25 protein-coding genes and 1 tRNA gene are annotated in these 26,245 nt (G+C 65.6%); 10 read left to right on the top strand and 16 right to left on the bottom strand.

Annotated elements, in window-relative coordinates:
- Position 1 precedes the first annotated feature (1 nt).
- On the bottom strand, positions 2-1,837 hold the full coding sequence (locus AC3WLE_RS29535; protein ID WP_492355800.1) for a beta-barrel assembly-enhancing protease: 1,836 nt from the start codon (positions 1,835-1,837) through the stop codon (positions 2-4).
- A 97-nt stretch (positions 1,838-1,934) separates the two neighbouring features.
- Between AC3WLE_RS29535 and moaC the strand changes: the two genes are divergently transcribed.
- The 3 genes from moaC (at position 1,935) to AC3WLE_RS29520 (ending at position 3,608) form a co-directional block, all read left to right on the top strand.
- Positions 1,935-2,414, top strand: coding sequence for a cyclic pyranopterin monophosphate synthase MoaC (gene moaC / locus AC3WLE_RS29530; RefSeq protein ID WP_035816150.1), 480 nt, complete (start codon positions 1,935-1,937; stop codon positions 2,412-2,414).
- Between the two features lie 229 nt (positions 2,415-2,643).
- Positions 2,644-3,078, top strand: a complete 435-nt coding sequence (locus AC3WLE_RS29525) for a hypothetical protein (RefSeq protein WP_492355801.1) — start codon at positions 2,644-2,646, stop codon at positions 3,076-3,078.
- 14 nt (positions 3,079-3,092) lie between these two features.
- Complete coding sequence (locus AC3WLE_RS29520) at positions 3,093-3,608, top strand: hypothetical protein (protein ID WP_492351627.1); 516 nt, start codon at positions 3,093-3,095, stop codon at positions 3,606-3,608.
- A gap of 1 nt (position 3,609) precedes the next feature.
- Here AC3WLE_RS29520 and AC3WLE_RS29515 read toward each other — a convergent pair whose 3' ends face one another.
- From AC3WLE_RS29515 to recA, 8 genes are all read right to left on the bottom strand, one after another.
- Complete coding sequence (locus tag AC3WLE_RS29515) at positions 3,610-5,409, bottom strand: PglL family O-oligosaccharyltransferase (RefSeq protein ID WP_492355802.1); 1,800 nt, start codon at positions 5,407-5,409, stop codon at positions 3,610-3,612.
- Positions 5,410-5,509: 100 nt separating this feature from the next.
- Entirely contained in the window at positions 5,510-6,040 is a 531-nt protein-coding gene (locus tag AC3WLE_RS29510) for a pilin (RefSeq protein WP_492363608.1), read from the bottom strand.
- 280 nt (positions 6,041-6,320) lie between these two features.
- Positions 6,321-7,016 (bottom strand): TerC family protein, encoded by a 696-nt coding sequence (locus AC3WLE_RS29505; protein WP_058698367.1) that lies wholly within the window; start codon positions 7,014-7,016, stop codon positions 6,321-6,323.
- Between the two features lie 234 nt (positions 7,017-7,250).
- On the bottom strand, positions 7,251-8,132 hold the full coding sequence (sucD, locus tag AC3WLE_RS29500; RefSeq protein WP_492317643.1) for a succinate--CoA ligase subunit alpha: 882 nt from the start codon (positions 8,130-8,132) through the stop codon (positions 7,251-7,253).
- A gap of 99 nt (positions 8,133-8,231) precedes the next feature.
- Positions 8,232-9,398 carry an ADP-forming succinate--CoA ligase subunit beta gene (gene sucC, locus AC3WLE_RS29495; RefSeq protein ID WP_492355803.1) on the bottom strand — a complete coding sequence of 389 codons (1,167 nt, stop codon included), beginning with the start codon at positions 9,396-9,398 and terminating at the stop codon, positions 8,232-8,234.
- 89 nt (positions 9,399-9,487) lie between these two features.
- On the bottom strand, positions 9,488-10,183 hold the full coding sequence (locus AC3WLE_RS29490; protein WP_035816134.1) for a DUF2889 domain-containing protein: 696 nt from the start codon (positions 10,181-10,183) through the stop codon (positions 9,488-9,490).
- 145 nt (positions 10,184-10,328) lie between these two features.
- Positions 10,329-10,805 (bottom strand): recombination regulator RecX, encoded by a 477-nt coding sequence (gene recX / locus AC3WLE_RS29485; RefSeq protein WP_492317645.1) that lies wholly within the window; start codon positions 10,803-10,805, stop codon positions 10,329-10,331.
- Between the two features lie 101 nt (positions 10,806-10,906).
- Entirely contained in the window at positions 10,907-11,971 is a 1,065-nt protein-coding gene (gene recA / locus AC3WLE_RS29480) for a recombinase RecA (RefSeq protein WP_492351631.1), read from the bottom strand.
- Positions 11,972-12,197: 226 nt separating this feature from the next.
- Between recA and AC3WLE_RS29475 the strand changes: the two genes are divergently transcribed.
- From AC3WLE_RS29475 to AC3WLE_RS29450, 6 genes are all read left to right on the top strand, one after another.
- Entirely contained in the window at positions 12,198-12,887 is a 690-nt protein-coding gene (locus AC3WLE_RS29475) for a response regulator (RefSeq protein ID WP_456803113.1), read from the top strand.
- Between the two features lie 55 nt (positions 12,888-12,942).
- The gene (locus AC3WLE_RS29470) at positions 12,943-14,499 is read left to right on the top strand and encodes a sensor histidine kinase (protein WP_492317647.1); all 1,557 of its coding nucleotides are present in this window, start codon (positions 12,943-12,945) and stop codon (positions 14,497-14,499) included.
- Positions 14,496-14,831, top strand: a complete 336-nt coding sequence (locus tag AC3WLE_RS29465) for a DUF4212 domain-containing protein (RefSeq protein WP_492351632.1) — start codon at positions 14,496-14,498, stop codon at positions 14,829-14,831. Before AC3WLE_RS29470 ends, AC3WLE_RS29465 begins: the two co-directional genes overlap by 4 nt.
- Before the next feature lie 243 nt (positions 14,832-15,074).
- Positions 15,075-16,772 (top strand): MFS transporter, encoded by a 1,698-nt coding sequence (locus AC3WLE_RS29460; RefSeq protein WP_492317649.1) that lies wholly within the window; start codon positions 15,075-15,077, stop codon positions 16,770-16,772.
- Between the two features lie 132 nt (positions 16,773-16,904).
- Positions 16,905-16,981 (top strand) — tRNA-Met (locus AC3WLE_RS29455).
- A 577-nt stretch (positions 16,982-17,558) separates the two neighbouring features.
- Positions 17,559-18,302 carry a type II restriction endonuclease gene (locus AC3WLE_RS29450; protein WP_492355804.1) on the top strand — a complete coding sequence of 248 codons (744 nt, stop codon included), beginning with the start codon at positions 17,559-17,561 and terminating at the stop codon, positions 18,300-18,302.
- Here AC3WLE_RS29450 and AC3WLE_RS29445 read toward each other — a convergent pair.
- The 6 genes from AC3WLE_RS29445 to AC3WLE_RS29420 form a co-directional block, all read right to left on the bottom strand.
- Complete coding sequence (locus tag AC3WLE_RS29445; protein ID WP_492355805.1) at positions 18,299-19,249, bottom strand: DNA adenine methylase; 951 nt, start codon at positions 19,247-19,249, stop codon at positions 18,299-18,301. The two genes, AC3WLE_RS29450 and AC3WLE_RS29445, sit on opposite strands and share 4 nt — an antisense overlap.
- 276 nt (positions 19,250-19,525) lie before the next feature.
- On the bottom strand, positions 19,526-20,113 hold the full coding sequence (gene mepK / locus AC3WLE_RS29440; protein WP_492355806.1) for a peptidoglycan L,D-endopeptidase MepK: 588 nt from the start codon (positions 20,111-20,113) through the stop codon (positions 19,526-19,528).
- A gap of 30 nt (positions 20,114-20,143) precedes the next feature.
- The gene (locus AC3WLE_RS29435; protein ID WP_492351634.1) at positions 20,144-21,736 is read right to left on the bottom strand and encodes a L,D-transpeptidase family protein; all 1,593 of its coding nucleotides are present in this window, start codon (positions 21,734-21,736) and stop codon (positions 20,144-20,146) included.
- Between the two features lie 84 nt (positions 21,737-21,820).
- Positions 21,821-22,447, bottom strand: coding sequence for a LuxR C-terminal-related transcriptional regulator (locus AC3WLE_RS29430; RefSeq protein ID WP_492317652.1), 627 nt, complete (start codon positions 22,445-22,447; stop codon positions 21,821-21,823).
- 161 nt (positions 22,448-22,608) lie between these two features.
- Complete coding sequence (locus AC3WLE_RS29425) at positions 22,609-23,019, bottom strand: carboxymuconolactone decarboxylase family protein (protein WP_492317653.1); 411 nt, start codon at positions 23,017-23,019, stop codon at positions 22,609-22,611.
- A 93-nt stretch (positions 23,020-23,112) separates the two neighbouring features.
- Positions 23,113-24,180 (bottom strand): CaiB/BaiF CoA transferase family protein, encoded by a 1,068-nt coding sequence (locus AC3WLE_RS29420; protein ID WP_492317654.1) that lies wholly within the window; start codon positions 24,178-24,180, stop codon positions 23,113-23,115.
- A gap of 351 nt (positions 24,181-24,531) precedes the next feature.
- Here AC3WLE_RS29420 and AC3WLE_RS29415 point away from each other — a divergent pair, with 351 nt between their 5' ends.
- A complete protein-coding gene (locus AC3WLE_RS29415) occupies positions 24,532-24,972 on the top strand; it encodes a universal stress protein (protein WP_492351635.1) in 441 nt (146 codons plus the stop codon).
- A gap of 47 nt (positions 24,973-25,019) precedes the next feature.
- Here AC3WLE_RS29415 and AC3WLE_RS29410 read toward each other — a convergent pair whose 3' ends face one another.
- Positions 25,020-26,066 (bottom strand): serine/threonine protein kinase, encoded by a 1,047-nt coding sequence (locus tag AC3WLE_RS29410; RefSeq protein ID WP_492355807.1) that lies wholly within the window; start codon positions 26,064-26,066, stop codon positions 25,020-25,022.
- Positions 26,067-26,245: the final 179 nt, after the last annotated feature.

Genomic DNA, 26,245 nt, shown 5'->3' with positions numbered 1-26,245 from the left:
CTCAGTTAGGCATGCCCTTGCTGTCCTGCTTGTCCTCGCGGTACTGGCGCTCCAGCTGGTGCAGGCGCGCATCGACCTCGGACAGCGTGTAGAAGTCGCCATCGCCGGCCTTGCGCGCGATCTGCAGCTGCTCGATCGCGGCCTGGTAGGCGCCGTCCATCGCATACTTCTCGGCCAGCGCCTGGTGCTGCTGCAAGCGCTTGCCCTGGCCCGCGTAGGCGCGCGCCAGCAGCTCCCACCATTCGCCGCGGCTGGTCTCCTGGCGCGTGCGTTCGCGCAGGAAGCGCACGGCCTCTTCATAGCGGCCTGAGCCGACCAGGGTGTCGGCATAGGCAATCGCCACCGCATGCGACAGCGGGAACACCTTCATCGACGCGCTGGCCTGGGACAGTGCCTCGGGCACGCGGCCCTGCGCGCGCGCCAGTTCCACCGCCATCACGTCCAGCATGGGGCTGCCCGAGGTGGCGCCGGGGATATTGCCGTAGAGTCGGCGCGCCTCGGCCAGCTCCTGCTCGGCGGCCGGGTAGCGGCCCAGCCGCTGCTCGGTAAAGGCAAGGCCGTAGTGCAGCGCCGGAGCGCGCAGTGCCGTTGCTCCCGGCAGTTGCGTGCGCAGCGCCGCGCGCAGGTTCTGCAGGTCGCTGGGCGAAGATTCCTGGATCACGCGGGCCCGCATCCGCGCAAACTCGTATTCAGGCGTGTTGGCGACCTTGCGCTTGCTGGCATGGCTGACGCGGTCCTGCATGTCGGCAATCCGCTCGGAGGTCAGCGGGTGAGTCCGCACATAAGACGGGACCGAGTTTTCCGCGGTCCCCGATGCGCGCTGCAGCCGCATGAAGAATTCGGGCATGCCCTGCGGGTCAAACCCCGCCGCGGTCAGGATCTGGAAGCCGACCCGGTCGGCCTCGCGCTCGGCCCCGCGCGAGAACGACAGCTGGTTGGCGATGGCCGCGCCCTGCCCGCCCATGGCCAGCGCCGCCACGGCGTCCGGGCTGCGCGTGGCGGCCAGGCCCGCCAGCACCATCGAGGCCAGCGCGATCCACATCGACTGGTCCTGCGAGGTGATGCCACGCGCGATATGCCGCTGCATCACGTGGCCGATTTCATGGCCCAGCACCGAGGCCAGTTCCGATTCCGTATCGGACTGCACCAGCAGCCCGGTATGCACGCCGATATAGCCGCCCGGCAGCGCAAACGCGTTGATGCTGCGGTCACGCACCGCGAACAGGTCAAAGCCGGTGGCAAAGGTGCCCGCACCGGTCGAGCCGGAGATATTCTGGCGCCGCGCCGCCTGCACCAGCCGGTAGCCCAGCGCATTCAGGTAATCGGACAGCAGCGGATCCGGCACGTACAGCGGGTCGCGGCGGATATCGCGCATGATGCGGTCGCCCAGGCGCTTTTCCATGTCGGGCGACAGCGACGCCGTGGACGGGTCGCCCAGGTCCGGCAGTTGCACGCCGCCGGCCTCCACCACCGCGTTGTTGGTGCGCAGGCCGAACTCGGACTTCTGGCCCGCCTTCACGCTGCGGTTCAGGTTGTCATAGACCTGGTCGCTGGCCTCGCCCGAGATGGCGGGCACCGGCTGTGGGGGCCTGGCAGGCACGGCCGCTACCGGCGTGGCTGGCGCCGTGGCCGTGCGCGGCGTACCCTGGGGCCAGGCCGGCGCCGCCAACGTCAGCGCCAGCAGCGCCGCCAGCGGCCGCCGCCATGGCGTCCATGCGCCGCCAGCGCGGCAATGGCCGGCGCCTGCGCGATGTGACGCAGAGCCGGCGGGAACAGCGTCCGCCACGGCGCCGGGGCCGCGTGCGGCAGACCTGCGAAGCGATGGGTGTTTTGGCATGTTGCTATGATAGCGGCCTCCCGTGGCCGTTCCCATCGGATGCTTCCCAGGGACGCCGGCGGCCACCAGCACGCAGTTCGCACTGAAGCTCTCGATCATGACCCAGCTCACCCATTTCGATACCGCCGGACAGGCCCACATGGTCGACGTCGGCGACAAGGCCAGCACCCACCGCGTCGCCGTGGCCACCGGCACCATCACCATGCAGCCCGCCACCTTCGCGCTGGTGCGCGACGGCAGCGCCAAGAAAGGCGACGTGATCGGCATCGCCCGCGTGGCAGCGATCATGGCCACCAAGCGCACCGCCGACCTGATCCCGCTATGCCACCCGATCGGCCTGACCAAGGTGGCGGTCGAGTTCGCGCTGGACGAGGCCACCGCCACCGTCGCCTGCACCGTGCGCACCGAAACCCGCGGCCAGACCGGCGTGGAGATGGAAGCACTGACCGGCGTGCAGGTGGCGCTGCTGACGATCTACGACATGTGCAAGGCAGTGGACCGCGGCATGGTGATCGGCAATGTGAAGTTGCTGGAAAAGCATGGGGGCAAGTCAGGGGATTGGGTCGCGGCCGGCTGACCTCCGCACGTGACGCCTGCAACACGCGCCGCGATGGGCTGTGTCACGATGTCTTACGCCAGGGTCGTTCCCCGGTAATAAAGGTAACGCCGCATTTCCAGCCGGGCCGCCGTGGCGCCGGCGCGGGACAATTTGGTATTCAATATGATTGCAGGCCCCGCGCTGGTTGGGGCCTGCTGACCCTGTCCGTGGCGTGCCATGCGGTGCGCGCGGGGATGAGGTGGATACCATGAACGGGCGCATGCTCTGCCAGATCGCCCTGGCACTCGCGGCCACGGCCGCAAGCGGCGCCGCCCTCGCCGGGCGGGCCGATTTCCCCGATACCGCTTTACACGATAGCGACGCACGCGGCGGCTTCATCAAGACGCGCACAAGCGTCGGCGTGGGCCTCTATTTCGGGCCTGGCGTGTTCTACGGCGGCTACCCGTATGGCTACCCCGCCCCGTACTACTACCCGCCCGCCGTGGTCACCGCACCCGCGGCGCCGCCGCAGTATATCGAACAGGGTCCGAACGGCCCGGTGCCGGTCCCCGGCCCGGACGGCGTAGCGCCGCAGCAGGGCTGGTGGTACCACTGCAACCAGCCCGAAGGCTACTACCCCTATGTGCAGTCCTGCCCCGGCGGCTGGCAACGCATACCGGCACAGCCGCCGGTCAACTTCTGATGCGGGGTGACACCATGCATGCCCTGACCCGCGCCACGCTGGCCGTGGCCACCCTGACCCTCGGCGCCTGCGCCGTGATGCCTGCCGGCCCCAGCGTGATGGTGCTGCCGGGCACCGGCAAGAGCTTCGACCAGTTCCGCGCCGACGACTACAACTGCCGCCAGTTCGCCTTCGGGCGGGTGGGCGGTGTCTCGTCCGCGCAGGCCGCCAACAATGCGGCCGTCGGCAGCGCGGTGGTCGGCACCGCCCTCGGCGCTGCCGCGGGCGCGGCCTTTAATGGCGGTTCGGGTGCGGCGGTGGGTGCAGGCGTCGGCCTGCTGACTGGCGCGGCGGTCGGCGCTGGCAATGCCCAGTACGCGGGTTACGGCACGCAACAGCAATACGATGCCGCCTACGTTCAGTGCATGTACGCCAGCGGCAACCGCGTGCCGGCCCCCGGACGCGTAGCCGCTGCGCCGCCGGCACCTCGGTACTACTACTATCCGCCGCCTCCGCCGCCGGTCTACTACAGCCCGTACCCGTACTACTAGGTCAGTCCCGGGGCCATTCGGAGTACCGACGCGAACGGTCGCCGACCCATGCGCAGAATCCCTGCGGGCGTTGGTCTGCTGCCAGATCGCGGCATGCCTTCGCAATCTCGGCGTATTGCGCAACTTCATCGCCAAGGTAGTACCAGCGCAGCCGTTCCATCCACTGGCGGCCTTGCGCAGGATCGCCGGTCAGCGCCAGCAGCCATGCGGTGCGCGCGATCATGGTCGGCGTAGGCAGCAGGTGGACGGCGGCGATGTGGGCGGGCAACAACTCGGCCGCATTGGCCGGCGTAATCGTGGCCAGGCCGGCAGCATCGGCCTGCGCGTGCTGGCGGAACCAGAAGCGCGGCATCGGCAAGGCGCTGCGGCCTTCGCTGCTGGCGTATTCGCGCGCTTCGGCGCGGCGGTAGTCTTGCCACATGGTGGCCAGCACGATCGCGGCTACAACGACAAACGCGATCGCCAGCCCACGTGCCACTGGCATCGGCACACGCCACCGCCCGAAACCCGACGGCTCCAGCCAGCCGAGCATGAAGCAGAACGGCAGGAAGAAATAGAGATAATGCAGCGGGTATTCGAGCATCGAATGCGCGCACAGCATCGCCAGCCAGGTGAGAACCAGCACGGTCTGCTTGCGCTCTTCGCTATCGCCGTGCCACAAGCGAACGCGAACGACGCGCCATAGCCACGCCAGCAGGATCAGGCCTACGCCGGCGGTGCCGACGATGCCCGTCTTCGCCAGCAGGTCGAGGATCGCGTTGTGGGCGTGCAGGGACATCTCCACCTTCACGCCGACTTGCTGCATTTGCTGGAATTGGGCCCAGCCGAACTCGCCCCAGCCGACGCCGAACCAGGGGTGGGAGCGGAACATTGCCAGCGCGTGGGTCCACAGTGCGCTGCGTGCGGACATCTGGTCTTCTGCTTCGAGTTGGGCGATGGTGTCGAACAGGCGCCAGTCGAAGGCTTGCCCTGCTGCGCGGATTGCGGGTTGCAGGATCAGTAGCATTGCCACCATTGAGACTGCTGCGACGAGCAGGCCGACGGGTCGCTGCATCGGATCCGAGTCGCGCCGCTCGCCTCGTGCGAGCCACGCGGCGACCAGTGCATAGACCGCAGCCAGGCCAACATGCAGCACGCCGGTGCGCGATCCGGACAGCACGATGCCGCTTTCCAGCAGGGCCACGGCGGCGAGCCACATCGGGAAACGCAGGCGGCCGCGCGAGGCCAGCCACATTGACGCCACCAACGCCAGGCCCTCAACGGTGGCCTGGTGGTTGGGCTGGTTCAGGTTGCCCCAGAGGCGGCGGTTGCTGTCGTAAAAGTAGCTGGAGACGAGGCCGAAGGCACGGGGTTCGAGATGGAACAACTGCACCCATTGCGTGAGGGTACCCAGCAGGCCGGCGATGAGGAAGGCGGTGGCGAGAGTGTCGCCGATGTTCTGAGTGGATGCCGCAGACGTGCCTCGGTACGACCATGCGGCGCATGTCACCGCTGCGCCCAGGAACAGCGTGAGGATGGTGGTGAGGCGGCTACCGGTGATGTCGTGATGGCCAGTGGCGCCCAAGACAAGTCCGACGGCGACCAGCCAGAGAAACAGCAGTGTCACCCACGGCAGCGACACTCCAGGCGATGCCACGGGGCGGCGACCCGCATGGATAGCGAGGACGGCGAGCGCGCAGAGCGCGGCGGTCCATTCGCCGTAGAACGTCGCCAGCGGCAGCGTGTGCCGGGAGATTAGCAGCGGGACGAAGATTGCTGCGAAAAGGGCGGCCGACGGTAGGAAGGTCCTGGACGGCAGCATTAGCGCGGCTGTTTAGGGAAAAGGCGCATGATAGCTTGCAGGGTGAACAAAGAAAAAGCGCCCGAAGGCGCTTTCCATACAACCTACGTCAATCCTGTCGTTACGGGCGGCAGTTTCCCGGACGCAGGTTGTTCGGCAGGGTGCCGCCGAGGGAGCAGCTCCACTGGTTGGGCCAAGTTGCTCCAGCGGCCACGTCTAGGGCCATCGCTGCGCCAGCGGCGTCCACGGGAGTGAACAAGAGCGTCGGTGCGGCCGCCGTTCCCATAACAGCCTGATTGTAAGTGATGGTGATCACGCCTGTATCTGCGATAGCGACGCTGTTAACACTCGGCGTCGCGGCCGGCGCGACCCAACCGGTGGCGGCGATCATGGCGCCAATCCCGCGCGACTGGAAAGTTTCTGTAACCGCCGTCTTCGCCGAGGAAGCCAGTGCAATGCCTTCAGAGACGCGTGCGCGTCGCGTGTAATCCTGATACTGCGGAATTGCAATGGCCGCCAGGATACCAACGATCGCCACCACGATCATCAGTTCGATCAGCGTAAAGCCCTTCTGGACACGACGGCCCAGTTTCTTCAGTTGTACCCGTTGCATGATTTGACCCCTCGAAGAGATTTTGGTTAAGCGTTGCACGTCTTCGGTTTCGTGACGCGGGGACTATTGAGCAGTAAGCGTGCCAGCGGCATCCCCCATCCGTAGGGGGTGAAAAGCGACAAATTTCGTCACCCATCAGGGGTATGCATGCCGTATGCGCCAGAATTTGTCACTTGCACCCCCCTACCACCGCGCAAACCGACAAAATGTGCGATCACTCACATGAGTTAGTTGGCCAAGGCACCGACGACCGCCTTGCCGGCGCACCAATGAAAAAGGGCGGCCCGCTGGCCGCCCTTCTCGCCTGGGCGGAACCTCGTCAGGCGGCCTGCGCCGACCGGCGGCTCAGCAGCTTGCCCATGATCACCACCAGGATCGCGCCGGCGGCGCCGAATACCAGGTGGGCATGCGGCACGTGGACTTCGAACCAGGCGGCGTCGACCGGGTCGCTGACCAGCATTTCACCGGCCAGGTAGCCCAGCAGCGCGGCGCCCAGCACGATGATGACCGGGAAGCGCTCCATGACCTTGAGCAGCAGCGTGCTGCCGAACACGATCAGCGGGATCGACAGGCCCAGGCCGATGATCAGCAGCATCAGCTGGCTGCCCTCGGGGCCCTTCTGCGCGGCGGCGGCCACGGCCACCACATTGTCGAGCGACATCACCAGGTCCGCGATCAGGATGGTGCGGATGGCGGCCCAGATATTGTCCTTGCCGTCGTGGCCTTCCTCGTCGTCATCGCCGGTCAGCAGTTGCACGCCGATGTAGACCAGCAGCACGGCGCCGACGATCTTCAGGTACGGCAGGCTCAGCAGCTTGACCGCGGCCACGGTCAGCACCACGCGCATGATGATGGCGGCGGCGCTGCCCCAGAAGATGGCTTTCTTCTGCTGGGCGGGCGGCAGGTTGCGCGAGGCGAGCGCGATCACCACCGCGTTGTCGCCGGACAGGACGATATTGGTCAGGATGATCGATCCCAACGCAATCCAGAATGTGGTGGAAGACAGCAGTTCCACGAGAGGGCTCCTCGAATTTTATAGGTGGCACACCCGTCATCTGACGGGATTTCGGATGTCTCGAAACACGGACATGACTGTTTACCGCACGAACCTTTCGATTAGATTTCAATCTTGTAATGTTTCGTGCCGGAAGCCACGCCGAGCCGTCCTCCAGAACGACAATGCCCCCGCACGGGCGGGGGCATTGTCTGGTTCTTCATCCCCGCGCTAGCGGGAATGAGGAGGTACAACTTACAGCATTGCCTTCAGCAGGCGGCCCATCTCCGACGGGTTCTTGGTCACCTTGATACCGCAGGCTTCCATGATTTCCAGCTTGGCCTGGGCGGTATCGGCACCGCCCGAGATCAGCGCGCCGGCGTGGCCCATGCGCTTGCCCGGAGGCGCGGTCACGCCAGCGATGAAGCCAACCACCGGCTTCTTCATGTTTTCCTTGATCCAGTAAGCCGCGTTAGCTTCGTCCGGACCGCCGATCTCACCGATCATGACCACGGCGTCCGTTTCCGGATCGTCGTTGAACATCTTCATCACGTCGATGTGCTTCAGGCCGTTGATGGGGTCGCCACCGATGCCGACAGCCGACGACTGGCCCAGGCCCAGCGCGGTCAGCTGGCCCACGGCTTCGTACGTCAGCGTGCCCGAGCGCGACACCACGCCGATGCGGCCTTTCTTGTGGATATGGCCCGGCATGATGCCGATCTTGATTTCGTCCGGCGTGATCAGGCCCGGGCAGTTCGGTCCCAGCAGCAGGGTCTTCTTGTTCTCGCGGCGCATGCGGTCCTTGACTTCCATCATGTCGCGCACGGGGATGCCTTCGGTGATGCAGACCACCAGGTCCAGGTCGGCCTCAACGGCTTCCCAGATCGCGGCAGCGGCGCCTGCGGGCGGCACGTAGATGACCGACACGGTGGCGCCGGTCTGGGCCTTGGCGTCCTTGACGCTGGCGTAGATGGGAATGCCTTCGAAGTCTTCGCCGGCCTTCTTCGGGTTCACGCCTGCTACGAAGGCGTTCTTGCCGTTGGCGTAGTCGCGGCAGCCACGGGTGTGGAACTGGCCGGTCTTGCCGGTGATGCCCTGGGTGATGACCTTGGTGTCTTTGTTGATCAGAATCGACATGCTGTAATCCTTTGCTTGGCTACGAGCGGCGCGCACAGGGGCTCAAGGGAGCGCCTGCGCACCGCTCGCGTTCGCGTATGGTTGCGTTCGTGCGACGGCTTACTTGCCAGCGGCAGCGGCCACCACCTTCTGGGCGGCTTCTTCCATCGTGTCGGCCGAGATGATGGGCAGGCCCGAGTCGGCCAGCATCTTCTTGCCGAGGTCTTCGTTGGTGCCCTTCATGCGCACGACCAGCGGCACCGTCAGGTGCACGGCCTTGGAAGCGGAGATCACGCCTTCGGCGATCACGTCGCAACGCATGATGCCGCCGAAGATGTTGACCAGGATGGCCTCCACATTCGGGTTGCTCAGCATCAGCTTGAAGGCTTCGGTCACCTTCTCGGTGGTGGCACCGCCGCCCACGTCGAGGAAGTTGGCCGGCTCGCCGCCGAACAGCTTGATGGTGTCCATGGTGGCCATGGCCAGGCCGGCGCCGTTCACCAGGCAGCCGATGTTGCCGTCCAGCGAGATGTAGGCCAGGTCGAACTTCGAGGCTTCGATTTCGTTGGCGTCTTCTTCATCCAGGTCGCGGTAGGCCACGATTTCCGGGTGACGGAACAGCGCGTTCGAGTCGAAGTTGAACTTGGCGTCCAGCGCGATGACCTTGCCGTCGCCGGTCAGGATCAGCGGGTTGATTTCGGCCAGCGAAGCGTCGGTGTCGTAGAACGCCTTGTACAGGCCTTGCAGGGCCTGGCGGGCTTGCGACACGCTCGCGTCGGGCACGCCGATCTTGCGGGCGATGTCGTCGGCGTCAGCGTCGGTCAGGCCGGTCGACGGCTCGATGATCAGGGTGTGGATCTTTTCCGGGGTGTGGGCAGCGACTTCCTCGATGTCCATGCCGCCTTCGCTCGACGCCATCAGCGCGATCTTCTGCGAAACGCGGTCCACCACCAGCGAAACGTACAGTTCCTTCTTGATGTCGGCGCCTTCTTCGATCAGCAGGCGGTTGACCTTCTTGCCTTCCGGGCCGGTCTGGTGCGTGACCAGCTGCATGCCCAGGATGTTCGAGGCGTAGGTCTTGACGTCGTCGATGCTCTTGGCAACCTTCACGCCGCCGCCCTTGCCGCGGCCACCCGCATGAATCTGGGCCTTGACGACCCACACCGGGCCGCCGAGCGTTTCTGCGGCCTTCAGGGCCTCGTCAACCGAGAACGCGGGGATGCCGCGCGGAACCGGCACATTGTATTTGCGCAGGATTTCCTTGCCTTGATACTCATGGATATTCATGCGTGTTTCCTTTCGGGTAGGCGTAAAAGGTAGAAGGGAAGAATCTGAAAGAAGACGAACTCTCTCGTCTGGCTGGCCAATCCTGAGAATCAGCCGGAGGTGCCGGTCGGCCGCTCGGCCGGGACAGCGTCGTTGCCATCATTGCCGCGGTCGCCATTGGCCGCGGGCGGCGCCTGAGGCGCAGTTGCGACGGCAGGTGCTGCCTCGGCCCGTACCTTGGGCGTCGGCTGGTGACCATACCAGCGCGGGTAAAACTGACGAACCACCTCGCCATCGAAACGCAGGGCGTGGCAGCCGTTCAACTGATAGGGCGGCTCCGGATTCGGGTCGTCCTCGCCGTTGTCGCGGATATTGATGACTTCACCGGCAAAGGCCTGGATCGCCGTGCTGGGCAGCACGCCAGCGGCCTCGGTCAGGTGCGAGCAACCATGCATGCCGCCGAGGCGCTCGCGCACGGCCTTGCGAAAGCCCTTGCGCAGGTTCAGGCCGATCAGCTTGCGGTAAGCCGGGCCGATCGTGTCGCAATGGGACGGATACGGCACCCAGTCCGAGCAGGCCTCGGCATCCAGCACCGTCATTTCCTCATTGATGGTGACGCGCAGCCACAGGTCGTGCAGGGGCTGGCCTACCGGGCGGACGCGGTCGCCGGCCAGTTCGATGTCGCGAGGCTTGGTGTCGGTCAGGCGCACCTCGATGTCCCACAAGCCGTCCTCTCTCTGGTACGCCTCGGCCGAAATGGCGCGACGGTGACGCTGGGAGCGGTTGACGGGCTGGGACAGAGGCATGGCCAGGCTGGAAATACGGGGGGCTGGGGAACGGCGGTGCCGGAGCACCGAAAACCGGGGGAGTTTAACATGCCGCGCCGCTTTGGCCGGGAACATCCTTGTGCAGCAACTGTCGCAGCGGGATTGTCGGCTCGACCATCGCGCATCAGGCCTCGCCACCGTCGTCGCCGTAGTCTTCGTCCGCACCCTGGATGATCTTGCTGACGACCGAACGCGAAAACCCGCGCGCCACCATGAAGCGGATCTGCTTGGCCCGCGCCTCGGGCGTGTCCGGCGGGGTGCCGAAGCGCTTGCGCCAGACCTCACGGGCGCGCGCCACTTCCGTGGCGCGCAGCCGCTCCTGCAGATCGCCCAGCTGCTCGCTGCCGAGCTTGTGGGTCTTGGCTTCCTGCATCACGCGCGCGGTGCCGTAGCGGGCGCCGCGGCGGTGCACCAGGCTGTCGGCAAAGCGCTGGTTCGACAGCCAGTTCTCGCGCTCCAGCGCGTCCAGCAACTGCTCCAGCTGCTCGGCCGACTCGGCATGCGGCGCCAGCTTGCGCGCCAGTTCGGCGCGGCTGTGCTCGCGGCGCGACAGGTAGCCGACAGCGCGGGCCTTCAGCGAAAGCGGGGGACGGGTTGCCATGGTTGCCGGAATCTGTGGATGGAGGGGTCCGCGCCAAGCAAAAAGGCCGGGGCATCGGCGATGCCCCGGCCTTCCTGATGGCGCAATGGCCGCTGGCGCGGTCAGTCTTCGACCGCTACCGGCGTGGCAGCCGCCGTGGGGTTCATGGCCACCACGCCCAGCGCGGCGCGCACCTTGTTTTCAATCTCGGCGGCGATGTCAGGGTTCTCGCGCAGGTATTCGCGCGCGTTGTCCTTGCCCTGGCCGATCTTGTCGCCGTTGTAGCTGTACCAGGCGCCGGACTTCTCGACGATCTTGGCGTCCACGCCCAGGTCGATGATCTCGCCCTGGCGCGAGATGCCCTGGCCGTACAGGATGTCGAAGAAGGCTTCGCGGAACGGCGGCGAGACCTTGTTCTTGACCACCTTGACCTTGGTCTCGTTGCCGATCACGTCGTCGCCCTTCTTGATCGAGCCGATGCGGCGGATATCCAGGCGCACCGAGGCGTAGAACTTGAGCGCGTTGCCGCCGGTGGTGGTTTCCGGCGAGCCGAACATCACCCCGATCTTCATGCGGATCTGGTTGATGAAGATCACCAGGCAGTTGGTGCGCTTGATGGTGCCGGTCAGCTTGCGCAGCGCCTGGCTCATCAGGCGGGCCTGCAGGCCCGGCAGCGAATCGCCCATTTCGCCTTCGATTTCGGCCTTGGGCACCAGCGCCGCCACCGAGTCGATCACGATCAGGTCGATCGAGCCCGAGCGCACCAGCGCATCGGTGATTTCCAGCGCCTGTTCGCCGGTGTCCGGCTGCGAGATCAGCAGGTCGCCGACGTTGACGCCCAGCTTGTTGGCGTAGCTGACGTCCAGCGCGTGCTCGGCGTCGATAAAGGCGCAGGTGCCGCCCAGCTTCTGCATCTCGGCCACGACCTGCAGCGTCAGCGTGGTCTTGCCCGACGATTCCGGACCATAGATCTCGACCACGCGGCCGCGCGGCAGGCCGCCGACGCCAAGCGCGATGTCCAGGCCGAGCGAACCGGTGGATACCACCTGAATGTCCTTCTCGACCTCGCCGTCGCCCAGGCGCATGATCGAGCCCTTGCCGAACTGCTTCTCGATCTGGGAGAGCGCGGCGGCAAGCGCCTTCTGCTTCTCGGCGCTCACGCCGGCACCTGCCTTCTTGTCGTCCATGGTCGTCCTTGAATCAATGGTGTATAAATAGGCCGCATGTGGCGCGGCACCGGCATTTTCCGGCTCCAGCGCCGGCCCGGCTGTCTGCGCGGCCGCTCTCCAGGGGGTCTCCCCGGGCAGCCCCAGCGGAACGTGCGGGTACTGTATAAAAAAACAGTATGCTTGGCAAGCCCCATCGCGCCCCATTCCGCCGGCGCCGGCTATGCCGGCCAGGGTGGAGACAACCATGCGCATTCTGATCGCCGAAGATGACGACGTGCTGGCCGACGGCCTGACGCGCTCGCTACGCCACTCGGGTTATGCCGTCGATCACGTCACCAACGGCCTGGAAGCCGATTCCGCGCTGTCGACCCAGACCTTCGACCTGCTGATCCTGGACCTGGGCCTGCCGCGCATGTCCGGGCTGGAAGTGCTCAAGCGCCTGCGCGCGCGTGGCGCCATGCTGCCGGTGCTGATCCTGACCGCCGCCGACAGCGTCGACGAGCGCGTCAAGGGCCTGGACCTGGGCGCCGACGACTATATGGCCAAGCCCTTTGCCCTGTCCGAGCTTGAAGCGCGCGTGCGCGCGCTGGTGCGGCGCGGCGCCGGCGGCGGCGCCACGCTGATGCGGCACGGGCCGCTGGCCTACGACCAGGTCGGGCGCATCGCCTATCTCAACGACCAGATGCTGGACCTGTCCGCGCGCGAGATCGGGTTGCTGGAGATACTGCTCACACGCAGCGGCCGCCTGGTATCGAAAGAGCAACTGGTGGACCACCTGTGCGAGTGGGGCGAGGAAGTCAGCAACAACGCCATCGAGGTCTACGTGCACCGGCTGCGCAAGAAGATCGAAGTCGGCGGCATCCGCATCGCCACCGTGCGCGGGCTTGGCTACTGCCTGGAGAAATTCCAGCCGGCGGTGGCCGCGCACGACTGACCTCCGTCCAACGCCACCGCAGGCCAAGCGACCGACCTGAGCGCAAACCGCCGAGATGAGCCTGCTGCGACTACCCTGGCGGCGCGCGCCCCGCGCCGCGCCACCCTCTCCTTCCGCCACCCCGGGCCCGGACGCCGCCGACCAGGACCTGGCCGACGCGCTGCCGCACCTGGAGGAAAGCACCGCGCATCCGTCGCCGCGCTCATTGTTCGGCGAGATCCTCGACTGGATGCTGGCGCCGCTGCTGCTGCTGTGGCCGATGAGCATCGCGGTGACTTACCTGGTGGCCAAGTCGATCGCCAACGGGCCCTTCGACCGCGCCCTCGAAGCCAGCGCCATCGTGCTGTCGCAGCAGGTGCGCGAGGTCAACGGGCGCATCACGCTGCAGCTGCCGCTGTCAGCGCGCGAGATCCTGCGCGCCGACGAGACCGACAGCATCTACTACCAGGTGGTCGGCAAGCGCGGCGAATACATCGCCGGCGACCACGACCTGCCGCTGCCATCCGAGGAAGACCAGGGCCATGCGGGGCTGGTGTCCCTGCGCGATGACCGCGTGGCCGGCAACGACGTGCGCGTGGCCTACACCTATATCGACCTGAAGCAGGTCAGCGGCACCCAGCCGGTGCTGGTGCAGGTGGCCGAGACCCTGGACAAGCGCGCGCGCCTGGCCAACGAGATCATCAAGGGCGTGATCCTGCCGCAGTTCGTGATCCTGCCGCTGGCGGTGGTGCTGGTGTGGTTCGGGCTGTCGCGCGGGCTGGCGCCGCTGACCGCGATCCAGCAGCGCATCCGCGCGCGCAACCCCGGCGATACCAGCCCGATCGACGAACGCGCCGCGCCGCAGGAGATCACACCGCTGGTGGGTTCGTTCAACGACCTGCTGGCGCGCCTGGACCAGTCGGTGCAGACCCAGAAGCGCTTTATCGCCGATGCCGCGCATCAGATGAAGACACCGCTGGCGGGCCTGCGCATGCAGGCCGAGCTGGCGCAGCGAGAGCAGTCGCCGGAAGAGCTGCGGCGCTCGCTGGCGCAGATCGCCGGCAGCTCTGAGCGCACCGCGCACCTGGTCACGCAGCTGCTGTCGCTGGCACGCATGGAAAACCTGGCGGGCACCGGCGGCATGGCCGCGCTGGACCTGGCGGCGCTCGCGCGCGAGGTGGTCAAGGACTGGCTGCCGCAGGCCTGGGCGCGCGACATCGACCTGGGGCTGGACGCGGACGAACATCCGGTGATGGTGCAGGGCAACCGCCTGATGCTGACCGAGATGCTGAACAACCTGCTCGACAACGCCATCCGCTACACGCCGCGCGGCGGGCACGCCACGGTGCGCGTCAGCGCCGATGCCTTCGAGCCGTTCGCCTACCTGGATGTGGAAGACACCGGCCCGGGCATTGCGCCGGCCGAGCGCGAGCGCGTGATGGAGCGCTTCTACCGCGTGCTCGGCACCAATACCGAAGGCAGCGGCCTGGGCCTGGCCATCGTGCGCGAGATCGTGCAGCAGCACGGCGGCGACGTCCAGATCTCCGACCACGTCTACCAGCAATCGCCACGGCTGGCCGGCGCGCATTTCCGCGTGACGCTGCGCCGGCCCGACTACCTCCCGCCCGCATGAACGACAGCCTCGCCCCCGACAGTGCCGAAGCCCGCCAGCGCCAGGCCTGGCGGCGCAACCTGCGCTGGATCTGCGGCCTGCTCGCGATCTGGTTCACCGTCACCTTCGTGGTGGCATGGTTTGCGCGCGACCTGCGCTTCGACTTCTTTGGCTGGCCGTTTTCGTTCTGGGTCGGCGCGCAAGGCGCGCTGGTGGTTTACGTGCTGATGGCCGCGCTCTACGCCTGGCGCATGAACCGCGCCGACGGCGAAGCCGACGCCGACAGCCTGGCCGCGCCCGCCCCTGCGCCTTCGCAGGGCGCCTCGCGTGGAACAGGCACCGATGCTGCATAGCCGCACCCCTGCAAAGCGCGCCATTCCGCCACACAAGTGAATTGCGCCCCGCAGCGCAGCATCCAAACTCCCGCCCACGGCTAGCGTATACCCCGATATTCTTTGACGATTCCGTCCCCCGTTCTGTCAGAACGCAGTAAGTTTCGCCACCCACAATCCTCTGCAACTCAGGCATAGCGGCCAGCCGCGCGGTCTTTCCCGCGCCACGCCCACCCGAGATCCATTCCAGACGGAGGAGACAATATGGCAAACGTGCAAAACGTTGCGGTGCCCGGAGGGGGCGCGCAGAACGCACCGATGACAGCCGAAGAGCGCAAGGTGATCTTTGCCTCATCGCTGGGCACGGTGTTCGAGTGGTACGACTTTTATCTCTACGGCTCGCTGGCGGCGATCATTGCCAAGCAGTTCTTCGCCGGACTGGATCCCACCTCGGCCTTCATCTTCGCGCTGCTCGCATTCGCCGCCGGCTTTATCGTGCGGCCGTTCGGCGCGCTGGTGTTCGGCCGCCTGGGCGACATGATCGGGCGCAAGTACACCTTCCTGGTGACGATCCTGCTCATGGGCCTGTCGACCTTCATCGTCGGCCTGCTGCCGGGCTACGCCACCATCGGCTGGGCCGCGCCGATCATCCTGATCGCACTGCGCATGCTGCAGGGCCTGGCGCTCGGCGGCGAGTACGGCGGTGCCGCCACCTACGTGGCCGAGCACGCACCGCACGGCAAGCGCGGCGCCTATACCTCGTGGATCCAGACCACGGCCACGCTGGGCCTGTTCCTGTCGCTGATCGTGATCCTGCTGTGCCGCGAAATGACCGGGCCCAACTTCGAGACCTGGGGCTGGCGCATCCCGTTCCTGGTGTCGATCCTGCTGCTGGGCGTGTCGGTATATATCCGCCTGTCGATGAATGAATCGCCGGCGTTCCAGCGCATGAAGGCAGAGGGCAAGACCTCCAAGGCCCCGCTGACCGAGTCCTTCGGCCAGTGGCGCAACCTGAAGATCGTGATCCTGGCCCTGCTCGGCCTGACCGCCGGCCAGGCCGTGGTCTGGTACACCGGCCAGTTCTATGCGCTGTTCTTCCTGACCCAGGTGCTCAAGGTCGATGCCAAGACGGCCAACCTGCTGATCGCCGGCGCACTGGTGCTCGGCACGCCGTTCTTCATCTTCTTCGGCTCGCTGTCGGACAAGATCGGCCGCAAGTGGATCATCATGGCGGGCTGCGCGCTGGCCGTGCTGACCTACTTCCCGCTGTTCAAGGCCATGACCCACTACGCCAACCCGGCGCTGGAGCGCGCCCAGCAGAGCGCCCAGATCGTGGTCACCGCCGACCCGAAGCAGTGCTCGTTCCAGGGCAGCCCGATCGCCCGCGAGATCGACTTCCGCAGCTCCTGCGACATCGCCAAGCGCACGCTGGCCCAGGCATCGGCCAGCTATGAAGTGGTCGAGGCCCCGGCCGGCACCGTGGCCACGGTGAAGATCGGCGACAAGGAGATCAAGGCCTTCGACGCGCAGCTGGTGAACGGCCACAGCTTCGACGACGCCAGCAAGAAGCAGATCGCGGCGTTCAAGAAGGAGGTGGGTGAATCGATGGCCTCCGCCGGCTACCCGACCAAGGCCGACCCGGCACAGATGAACACGATCATGGTGCTGGTGATCCTGGTCATCCTGGTGATCTACGTCACCATGGTGTACGGCCCGATCGCCGCCATGCTGGTGGAGCTGTTCCCGACCCGCATCCGCTACACCTCGATGTCGCTGCCCTACCATATCGGCAACGGCTGGTTCGGCGGCCTGCTGCCCACCATCTCGTTCGCGCTGGTGGCCCAGAACGGCAACATCTACTACGGGCTCTGGTACCCGATCATCATCGCAGCCATCACCTTCGTGATCGGCGCGCTGTTCATCCGCGAGACCAAGGACGTGAACATCTACGCCAACGACTGAGCGGTCGTTCGGCACTAACGGAAACGGCAGGCCCACCGGCCTGCCTTTTTTTATGCATGGGCCCTTCGTGCAAAATCTTCACGCGAAGGTGTTGACAGCAACGAAAACCCAGGTATAATCTCAGTCTTCGTTGGCGAATTAGCTCAGTCGGTTAGAGCGACGGAATCATAATCCGCAGGTCCGGGGTTCGAGTCCCTGATTCGCCACCATTTATTTGAAAAGCCGCGTTCTCGCAAGAGAACGCGGCTTTTTGCTTTGGATTGCGCGCGAGATGAAAGCCAAGCCGGACGAGGCATAGATTGTTGACCGGACCACGTCCATCGACTTCGATGAGTTCTGCCGGCCCAGGCGAGTCCACGTCCAAGCCGGGCCAAACGAGCAAGAAGCGGCCAATACCGCCATCCCGACGGCGCTCACAAGCCCTCCCGTCCCCGCACACCACCTCGCCGATCGCGCGCCGCCTGCTATTGAAAATTCCTTTGCCACCTCGGCGGATCTGCTGCCAAAAATAGATAGCCTGAAAATCTGATCCGGTTGCAGACTCTGGCGTCGAATGCGAGAGCCCACCACCAGACCAGTAAACGCGTCAAAGCGGAGAGGCACAATCCAGCGTCGGGGACGTGCAGACTCGCAGGGGGGAGTTCCCAGAACGACACACGGCCAGCTTCGGGGTCAGCATCTCCCCAGCCCTCCTGAAACAGGATAATCAGCAGAACACAATAAACCCTATCGACCAAGCACCTTCGATACGATAAAGTTACACTTCCATTTCAGGAGGAGCAGGAAGTGAATTTCGGAGAAGCCCTTCAGGCGAAACTCGCGGCAAACACTCACAAATATGCGATTGGTGGGGCTGTGGGGCTCGACGGAACTGTCTACCCCCTTGGCAGCGATACCAAGGTCCTGAGTACCATTTTTGAACTGTTCACGCGCCCGTTGATGCTTGAAATGGCGTCAGAACACGGATTTCACCTAATTGAACCGACCGTTCAAAATCATTACCCTGATTTCACTCTGTGCCGAGATGCTGCCAGCGGAGGAAAGATCGCAGTCGACGTTAAGACTACATATATCATCCGCCCAACTGACACCTTCGGATTCACGCTTGGAGGCTATACCTCGTTCATTCGCCCCGGCAATGAACGCAAGAACATAGTATTTCCCTTCACCGATTACTCCGAGCACTGGGTAATCGGCTACGTATATGAACGCGTGGCCGAAAAAAAGGCAGCGGAGCATGCCGTCTACTCGCTCGATCAAATTAAAGACATTCCACTTCCTTACCGAAATGTCCGGGTGTTCGTTCAGGAAAAATGGCGTATTGCGAGTGACCGCGCGGGTAGCGGCAACACCACAAACATCGGCAGCATCACTGGAAGCCTGGACCGATTTGTGACGGGCAATGGCCCATTCCGCGATGAAGCCGAGTTTTTGGATTATTGGCGCAACTACGGACGCACGGCAGCCGATCGAGGTACGACGTTCAAAAATATCAGCGAATACCGCGCATGGCGCGGCAGGACGATCTAGGCAGGGAACAGTTCCCTTTGCTCAATTTCGGCGTCACTTTCGTCCTCAGTCAGATCGGGGGGCGAAAGTCGGCGCGACTCATCCACTAAATTCTGCGGGCTGATAATCAGAGCCTCTTCCATCTCACCGCGCAGGCTTTCAGTAGAGCCAACGTGATAGAAGTGGCTGAACGTCTCCATTGGATAATCGGAAAAATGTTCTGCCAGATGATTATTTTCCCGATATTTGTTTCCCTTCCACATTGAGTAGGCGAAGCCAGCTGGCAAAGCTTTAATCGCGTGGGAAAGCTCATCGGCTTCGCTTTCAGACCACTGATTGTAGTAATCAGTATGGCGCCCGAAGTATGGAGGATCCAGGTAAACAAAGTCGTCCGAACGCGCATCTCCCAGGGTCTCTCGCCACGGCTGACATTTGAATTGCCAATCTTTGCCATGCATGGTTTTTTGCGCCCATGCGATTTGATTACAGATTTTTGTTACGAGAGCTTGACGGAATCGCTCTGGTTTTCTGCAAAACGGTACGTTGAACGCCCCCTTCTTGTTGAATCTCATGATTCCGTTGAAACATGAACGATTCAGAAAAAGCAGATCGAGAGCACCCTTACGCTGATTGAATCGCTCGCGTATCGCGTAAAAATGCTCCTCGCCGATCGAAAGCAGCTTTCCCCCTTCTTGCTCCAAAAAGTGACGGGCAGACGCAGCGGAAATTTCCCCGCTCTGAATCGCGCTATAGAAGCGAATTACGTGCTCATTTGTGTCGCAAAGAAGGGCACGAGGAGGGGCAATATTCAACGCGACAGCGCCCGAGCCCAAGAATGGTTCAATCCACCGTCCGCGTCCACTCCAACTGATGGCGTCAGCAATCCACGGAACCAGCTTTGTTTTGATGCCTTGAATCTTTATCGGCGGAGCTTTGGCTTTAAGGCGGCGCGGTAGAAAATCGTTCAATTGATGCAATCCCATGGCGAGGAAAGAGGAGCCATGCACACACGCGGGCACATGCCTTGGCTAGCATTGTAGCGGGCCGACGTACCAGCCGCGCACTTTTGACTCGCGATCGAGAGGTTGCGGGCGACCGATCGCGGTTGATTATGGGGACAAATCCCTGATTCGCTACTATCCATTTTAAAAGCCTCGATCCCGTAAGGGTTCGCGGCTTTTTTCTTTGGGTCATTACCAGGGCGCGCAAGCGAGCCGCCCATCACGGGCGGCCACGGACAACGCCTACCAGTAACGCACGCGCCCGGTATCGATGTGCACGAACTGGTCAGACTCATAGAAGCCGACGCCCCCGCCCTGCAATGACTTGGCCGCGTCGCGCACGTCCGCCAGCGGCACGCCGGCCAGGCGGATGTCGATGGCCTTGCCGTCCATGTGCAGGCTGTGCCTGGCCACGCCGCCGCCGCGCGAGTTGCGCAGGCGCGAGTTGGTGGCCGGGCTGCGGTAGCCGGAAATGACCTGGAACGGCTGCTCGGTGCCAAGCTCGCGGCGGACCTGGAACAGGAGGTCGAACAGCTGCGGATCGATCATGCCGACCTTGCCGGAGTAATGGTCACGCAGGAAGCCGTTGAGCGTAGTCAGCGCGTCGGGCACGAAGCGGTCGCCAACGGCATAGACCAGCGACACGCGTTCGCCGGTATGGGTGTGGTCGAAAGCCAGCGTGCGGGCGTCCGGCAGGCCTGCCAGGGCCTGGTTTGCAGGCAGGTTTGCCAGCGCCTGGCGCGGTGCCAGCGGCATCAGGCTGGCGGCGAGGGCCAGGCCTCCGGTGGTATGAAGAAAGCGGCGGCGTGCCTTGCGCGTCGCATCAGTCATGGTACTTCCTCTGAATGTCCCAGTGGCGCCTCAGCGGGTGGTGCCGGAGGCGCTTGCGATAGCTGGTTGCTGGGGCCGTCCGTTGCGTTGCCGCAGTGCCTTGTCCAGCAGTTTGTCGTGACCGTAAATGTCAGGCAAGAAGGATACACGACCATCGGCGCGCGCAATGACCGTGCCGTAGGCCAGCACCACCGGCAAGGGCTGCTCCAGGCGCACCGTATTGGACTTGCCACGCGTCATCGCTTCGCGGATACGGGTTTCGTTCCAGTCCGGCATATCGTGCAACACGAACTGGGCCAACGCTACTGGGGATTCCACGCGGATGCAGCCGTGGCTGAAGTCGCGCCGGCCGCGCTTGAACAGCTGCGGCGAGGGCGTGTGGTGCAGGTAGATGTTCTCGTTGTTGGGAAACACAAACTTGATATCGCCCAGCGCGTTCAGCGGGCCTGGCCGCTGGCGGATGCGCATGCGGCCATTCAGCACTGCTTCGAGATTTTCCTCGGACAGCGTGGTCACGGCCTTGCCGTCGCCGGTAACGAACTCCAGGCCCTGCCGGTTGAAATAGGCCGGATCGCTGCGCAGGTGCGGCACGGTCTCGCGGCGCGCGATCGAGGGCGGGATGTTCCAGTACGGGCTGAACTCGATGTAGCGCATATCCTCCTCGAACAGCGGCGTGCGCGTATCCAGTGCCTTGCCGACGATCACCTTCATCTCGAGCTTGATGTCGAGCTTGCCGTCGCGGATCTCATAGGCGCGCAGCATGAACTCCGGCACATTGACCACGATCATGCGCGGACCGTCCAGCGGCGTCCAGCGCAGCCGCTCCATGGTCAGTTCGATTTGCCGCACACGGCTGGCGATGGGCGGGTTGAGTTGTGCCAGCGTGGCCGCGCCGATCACGCCGTCGGCCTCCAGGCCGTGGCGCGACTGGAACGCCTTGACGCCGTCGACCAGGGCGCCTTCGTAGCGGGCCGGCACCTGGGTGCCGGCGGGCAGGTCGCCCAGCGCAACCAGGCGTGCAGCCAGCGCCGCGGCACCGGCCCAGGGCTGGCCCGGCGTCAGCTTGCTCGCCGGCAACGGTGGCAGCGGCTGCCCCCAGACCGGCTGCTTCGCGATCTCGCGGTACCGCGCCAGGGCGTCCCGCAGCGTGCCGTAGAGCGGGAAGGTGGGCGCTGCCTGGCGGATGGCGGCGGGCAGCCGCTGCTGCTTGACGGCATCGCGCAGCCAGACGGCGGCATCGAAGGGCCGTTCCGCCTGCGGGGCAAAGTTGGCATGGACCGCGCGCGGGTTGACGCGCCCGCCGTGCAGGTCTGCCAGCATCCGCTCCATCGCGGCGCTCAGCGCCGCGTCCACGCGTGCGGCCGCGTCCGGCGGCAATGCTGGCCCGCTGGCGGCCTGGGCCACGGCCTGGCGCAAGGCGTCGGCATCGTAGTCGCGCGGGTCGAGGCCGTCGGCCGCGGCCGCGGCCAGCGCATCGACGGCCTGGCGGGCCGCCGGCACCGGTCGGCCCTGCGCAAACCACATCGGTTCGTTGGCGAAGGCAGGCGTGGCCAGGCATGCGGCGGCACAGGCAAGCACGACAGCGCCCAGGCGGCGTGCGGCGGCATTCAGGGTCGGTGGCATCGGGCGAAAAGTTCGGATTCGTCACACACGCCAACAGTCTACCCGCGATGGCGGCATGGTGCCGCAAGCCGCCCGGGGTGCGCGTTACCACACCAGCTGATGCCGCCGCGCGTAGTCCACCATTTCGACCAGGGAGCCGACATTGAGCTTGGCCATGATGTTGGCCTTGTGCGTGCTGACCGTCTTGCTGCTGATCAGCAGTTGCGCCGCGATCGACTTGTTGGAATGGCCGCGCGCCAGGTATTGCAGGATGGTGATCTCGCGGTTGCTCAGCCGCGCAAAGCCGGATTCCCGCTGCTCGCCGATCTGGCGCACGGTTTCCAGCGTATGCATGGGAAATACCAGGTAGCCGCTGAGCACGCCGCGTACGGCCTGCATCACCTCGGCCAGCCCACGCTGCTTGACCACGAAGCCATGGGCGCCGGCGCGCAGCGCCCGCACCGACGCCAGGGTGGCGTCGCTGTCGGACAGTACCAGCAAGGGCACGGCGGGCTGCGTCGCCGAGACGCGCCGGACAAAGTCGATGCCGGGATTGCCGAAGCACTCGATATCGACCAGCACCAGCCCCGGCCGTTGCTCGCGGACCAGCCGGAATGCTTCCTGCATGCCGTCCATTTCCAGTACTTCACCGGCGCCCAACTCAGCGCGGATTTCAGCGGACAGCGTGGTGCGGAACCGGGAGGGTTCATCGACGATCAGCGCGAGATGCAATTTGAGGCTCCTTAACGACTTGCATGGCTTGGCCTGGTGCCAAGGTTAAGGGGCCGGAGAGATCCTGATGCGCCGAATCCTCGCCGCGCAGATGCGGCAAAATCTGCATCAGAGTCAGACTCTTCTGCATGGCTGTTTTCGTATCGATGCCGCGGTCGGCGTTACCCGTTGGCAGCGTCGAGGACTTCAGTCAGCTTGCGGCTGGCATCCAGCGCCGCGGGGAACCCGCAGTAGACCGCGCTGTGCACCATCAGTTCGCGCAGTTCCTGCGGCGTAACGCCATTGGCGAGCGCGCCGCGCAGGTGGCCGGCCAGCTCCTGCGGCCGGTTCAGCGCAATCAGCATCGACACCGTGGCCAGGCTGCGCTGCTTGCGGTCCAGGCCGTCGCGGGTCCAGACCGTGCCCCAGGCGAACTCCGTCACCAGTTGCTGCAGGCTGGTGTCGCCCTGCTGTGCGGCGGCGTCCAGCGCGCGCCGGACGTGCTCGGGGCCGAGCACTTCGGTGCGCACGTCAAGACCGGCCTCGAAGGCCGGCGTGGGAGTGTAGGCGGGAAGTTGGCTGGGTTCGGCCATGGCATGGGTCTCCGGTTTGGGTGGATGCCGCATGGTAGCCGAACCGATCAAGCCGATTCGAGCGGCCGCAGCATCGGTGCCGCGGCCCCAAGGTCATTCCATGCCCGCGGGCAGGAAGCGCGGCGCCGGCGCCGAACGCGGCACCTCGCGCTCGCCCTGCTGGTACAGCCGATACGTGCCGCGTGCCTGGTTGTGCGGATGGCGCGCGGCCTCGTCCAGGGTCAGCACGCGTGCAAAGCACACGTCGGTGCCGCCCAGCACCGCCTCCCAGTGGGTGCTGGGCTTGCCTGCGATGCAAGCGGCAATGCGTGCCTTCACCGCGGGCCACTGGGCGCGGTCATACTGCGTGGCGGGGTCGATGTCGGTCAGTTCGAGCCGCTCGAGCAGCTCGCGGTAGAACTGCGGCTCGAGCGCGCCCAGCGTGATGGCGCGGCCGTCGGCACAAGGGAAGACGTCATAGAACGGCGAATCGTGGAAGGGGCTCGGTTGCGGGCCGCCCAGCGTGCCGGCTGCGCGCGACACCTGCACCAGCGAGCCCAGCATGGCGACGATATCGGTGATGGCCGCATCCACCACGCAGCCCTCGCCGCTTGCGCGCGCGCTCAGGATGGCGCTGGTGATGCCGAATGCCAGGCCAAGCGCGCCGGTGGCATCGCCCATCACGGTCGGCGGCACCATCGGCAGCTCGCCCTCGCGCGCGGCCATCGACAAGAGGCCGGTCAGCGCGATGTAGTTGAGGTCGTGGCCGGCGCTCTGCGACAGCGGGCCGGTCTGGCCCCAGCCGGTCATGCGCCCGTAGACCAGGCGCGGATTGCGTGCATGGCACGCCTTCGGGCCCAGGCCGAGGCGCTCCATCGCTCCCGGGCGCAGCCCTTCGATCAGCGCGTCGGCGCCGGCCACCAGGTCCAGCGCGGCGGCCACGTCGTCCGCAGACTTCAGGTTCAGTTGCACCACGCGCTTGCCGTGCTCCAGCTCCATCTCAGGCGGCACGGGCTGGCCGCGCAGGATGCGGCGGGCATCCGGCGCGACCGGCCGGGTCACCAGCGTGACCTCGGCGCCCAGGCCGGCCAGCATCGCACCGCACAACGGGCCGGGGCCGATGCCTTCGAATTCCACTACCTTGATACCGCGCAGGGGCAGCAGGTTGCCACGCTCACTCATGATCGTCGTCTCCGGAATCGCCGCCCGCCCGGGCCATGGCCGGGGGACAGCTTGCATTGAATTGGTATGGGATGGGCTGTGCCTGCGGCAGCGCGGGCGTGCCAATGCCTGCCGCGGGGCTCGGGAGCATGCTACGCGCCACGGCGTTGACGGGGCAATGGCCAAATGCTTCAGCCGGCTTGACGGAATCCGTCAGCCGGCCGGCTATCGCACGGCGAAATCGGATAAATCCGATCCGACTTGATCTAAATCGGGTCCTGGCAGGACACTAGGTGCCATGATGGTTCCAGATGGCGGTGCCGCCTCATGGTGCACCGCCTGCCGACAGCCCCCATCCAGGAGATTTCCAACATGACCAATATCGTGCTCGCCACCGACGGTTCGGCCTTCAGCGACGCCGCGGCCCGTTTTATCGCCGAAGGCAAGCTGCTGCAGAGCGGCTTCACCGTGCATGTCGTGCATGTCGCGCCGGAAGTAAGCGGCCAGGTGCGCGCCTTTGTCAGCAAGGAGACCATCGATGACTGGCACAAGGAGGCCAGCGACAAGGCCATGGCGACGGTCTGCGAGATTCTGTCCGCAGCCAAGGTGCCGTTCGAGCGGCACCCGCTGCACGGCTTCGCGCCGGAGCGCATCGTCGCCTGTGCGCGCTCGGTCGACGCCGCAGCCATCGTGATGGGCACGCATGGCCGGGGTTCGTTCTTCGATGCGGTGATCGGTTCGGTCGCAGGCCGCGTGCTGGCGCAGGCCGAGTGCCCGGTGCTGCTGGTCAAGGCGCCGGAAAAGAAGGGTTGAGCAAAGTAGTGGAAAACCGGCGCCCTGGCGGCGCCGACCGGTAGACCTCAGGCGCCCCACAGGGGCGCTTCGTCCATCAGCGCCACCTGTTCGCGCAGTTCCAGGATGCGATCCTGCCAGTAGCGCGCCGTGCCGAACCAAGGGAACGCGGCCGGAAAGGCCGGGTCGGCCCAGCGGCTGGCGAGCCAGGCGCTGTAATGGAGCAGCCGCAGCGTGCGCAGCGCTTCCACCAGCCACAGTTCGCGCGGCTGGAATTCGGCGAAGTCCTCATAGCCGGCAACGATGTCGGCCAGTTGGTCCTGCATGGCCGCGCGGTCGCCCTCGAGCAGCATCCAGATGTCCTGGATCGCCGGCGCCATTCGGCTGTCATCGAAGTCAACGAAATGCGGGCCCGGTGCGCCATGAGTGCCGCCGCGCGCGTCGTCCTCGCCGATCCACAGCACATTGCCGCGATGGCAGTCGCCGTGGGTGCGCAGCAGGCGCACCTCGCCGGCGCGCTCATAGCAGCAGCGCACGCCGTCCAGCGCCAGGTCGGTCACCGATTGCCATGCGGGCAGCAGGTCGGCGGGAATGCAGCCGCTGGCGAGCAGCCAGTCGCGTGGGACAACGCCGAAGGTTTCAAGATTTAGCGCCGGGCGCGCCTGGTAGGGCTGCGTCGCCCCCAGCGCGTGGATGCGGCCGATGAAGCGGCCGAGCCAGGTCAGCGTGTCGGAACGGTCCAGCGCGGGCTCGCGGCCGCCGCAGCGGGGGAATACCGCGAAACGGAAGCCGGCGTGATGCAGCAGCGTGCCGGCCGCGCCCGGTGCCAGCACCATGGCCGGCACGGCCGGGATCTCGGCATCGGCCAGCTGCTGCACGAAGGCGTGTTCTTCCAGGATGGCCGCATCGGTCCAGCGGCCCGGACGGTAGAACTTGGCGATGACCGGCGCGGCATCTTCGATGCCCAGCTGCCAGACGCGGTTCTCATAGCTGTTGAGCGCCAGCAGGCGCCCGTCGGGGCGCAGGCCAGCGCCTTCCAGCGCGTCCAGCATCAGCTCCGGCGTCAGGCCGGCGTAGGGAACGCCGGGGTCGGCCGGGGTGTCGGACGCGTGCATGTTGTCAGCCTGTCCCGCTCAGCGCGCCGGCTTGCGGTTGCCGCCGAGCAGCGCGGCCTGCGGCGCGGGACGGCGATTGCGCGCCGGTGCCGGGGCCGCGTCGTGCGGCTGGCGCGCGGGTTGCGCCGCGGCCCGTTGCTGGCGCGCCGGCTCCTGGCCGTCGCGGCGCGGTGCGGGAT

It is taken from the genome of Cupriavidus sp. FW306-1B-F12B (assembly GCF_058781795.1).
The sequence above is the reverse complement of the archived record's forward strand: the minus strand, read 5'-3'. Positions and strand labels throughout refer to the sequence as shown.

Excerpts from the sequence above, each read along its gene's own strand:
- AC3WLE_RS29535 (WP_492355800.1), bottom strand. The coding sequence starts at position 1,837 with ATGCCAAAACACCCATCGCTTCGCAGGTCTGCCGCACGCGGCCCCGGC.
- moaC (WP_035816150.1), top strand. The coding sequence starts at position 1,935 with ATGACCCAGCTCACCCATTTCGATACCGCCGGACAGGCCCACATGGTC.
- AC3WLE_RS29525 (WP_492355801.1), top strand. The coding sequence starts at position 2,644 with ATGAACGGGCGCATGCTCTGCCAGATCGCCCTGGCACTCGCGGCCACG.
- AC3WLE_RS29520 (WP_492351627.1), top strand. The coding sequence starts at position 3,093 with ATGCATGCCCTGACCCGCGCCACGCTGGCCGTGGCCACCCTGACCCTC.
- AC3WLE_RS29515 (WP_492355802.1), bottom strand. The coding sequence starts at position 5,409 with ATGCTGCCGTCCAGGACCTTCCTACCGTCGGCCGCCCTTTTCGCAGCA.
- sucD (WP_492317643.1), bottom strand. The coding sequence starts at position 8,132 with ATGTCGATTCTGATCAACAAAGACACCAAGGTCATCACCCAGGGCATC.
- sucC (WP_492355803.1), bottom strand. The coding sequence starts at position 9,398 with ATGAATATCCATGAGTATCAAGGCAAGGAAATCCTGCGCAAATACAAT.
- AC3WLE_RS29490 (WP_035816134.1), bottom strand. The coding sequence starts at position 10,183 with ATGCCTCTGTCCCAGCCCGTCAACCGCTCCCAGCGTCACCGTCGCGCC.
- recX (WP_492317645.1), bottom strand. The coding sequence starts at position 10,805 with ATGGCAACCCGTCCCCCGCTTTCGCTGAAGGCCCGCGCTGTCGGCTAC.
- recA (WP_492351631.1), bottom strand. The coding sequence starts at position 11,971 with ATGGACGACAAGAAGGCAGGTGCCGGCGTGAGCGCCGAGAAGCAGAAG.
- AC3WLE_RS29475 (WP_456803113.1), top strand. The coding sequence starts at position 12,198 with ATGCGCATTCTGATCGCCGAAGATGACGACGTGCTGGCCGACGGCCTG.
- AC3WLE_RS29470 (WP_492317647.1), top strand. The coding sequence starts at position 12,943 with ATGAGCCTGCTGCGACTACCCTGGCGGCGCGCGCCCCGCGCCGCGCCA.
- AC3WLE_RS29465 (WP_492351632.1), top strand. The coding sequence starts at position 14,496 with ATGAACGACAGCCTCGCCCCCGACAGTGCCGAAGCCCGCCAGCGCCAG.
- AC3WLE_RS29460 (WP_492317649.1), top strand. The coding sequence starts at position 15,075 with ATGGCAAACGTGCAAAACGTTGCGGTGCCCGGAGGGGGCGCGCAGAAC.
- mepK (WP_492355806.1), bottom strand. The coding sequence starts at position 20,113 with ATGACTGATGCGACGCGCAAGGCACGCCGCCGCTTTCTTCATACCACC.
- AC3WLE_RS29435 (WP_492351634.1), bottom strand. The coding sequence starts at position 21,736 with ATGCCACCGACCCTGAATGCCGCCGCACGCCGCCTGGGCGCTGTCGTG.
- AC3WLE_RS29425 (WP_492317653.1), bottom strand. The coding sequence starts at position 23,019 with ATGGCCGAACCCAGCCAACTTCCCGCCTACACTCCCACGCCGGCCTTC.
- AC3WLE_RS29420 (WP_492317654.1), bottom strand. The coding sequence starts at position 24,180 with ATGAGTGAGCGTGGCAACCTGCTGCCCCTGCGCGGTATCAAGGTAGTG.
- AC3WLE_RS29415 (WP_492351635.1), top strand. The coding sequence starts at position 24,532 with ATGACCAATATCGTGCTCGCCACCGACGGTTCGGCCTTCAGCGACGCC.
- AC3WLE_RS29410 (WP_492355807.1), bottom strand. The coding sequence starts at position 26,066 with ATGCACGCGTCCGACACCCCGGCCGACCCCGGCGTTCCCTACGCCGGC.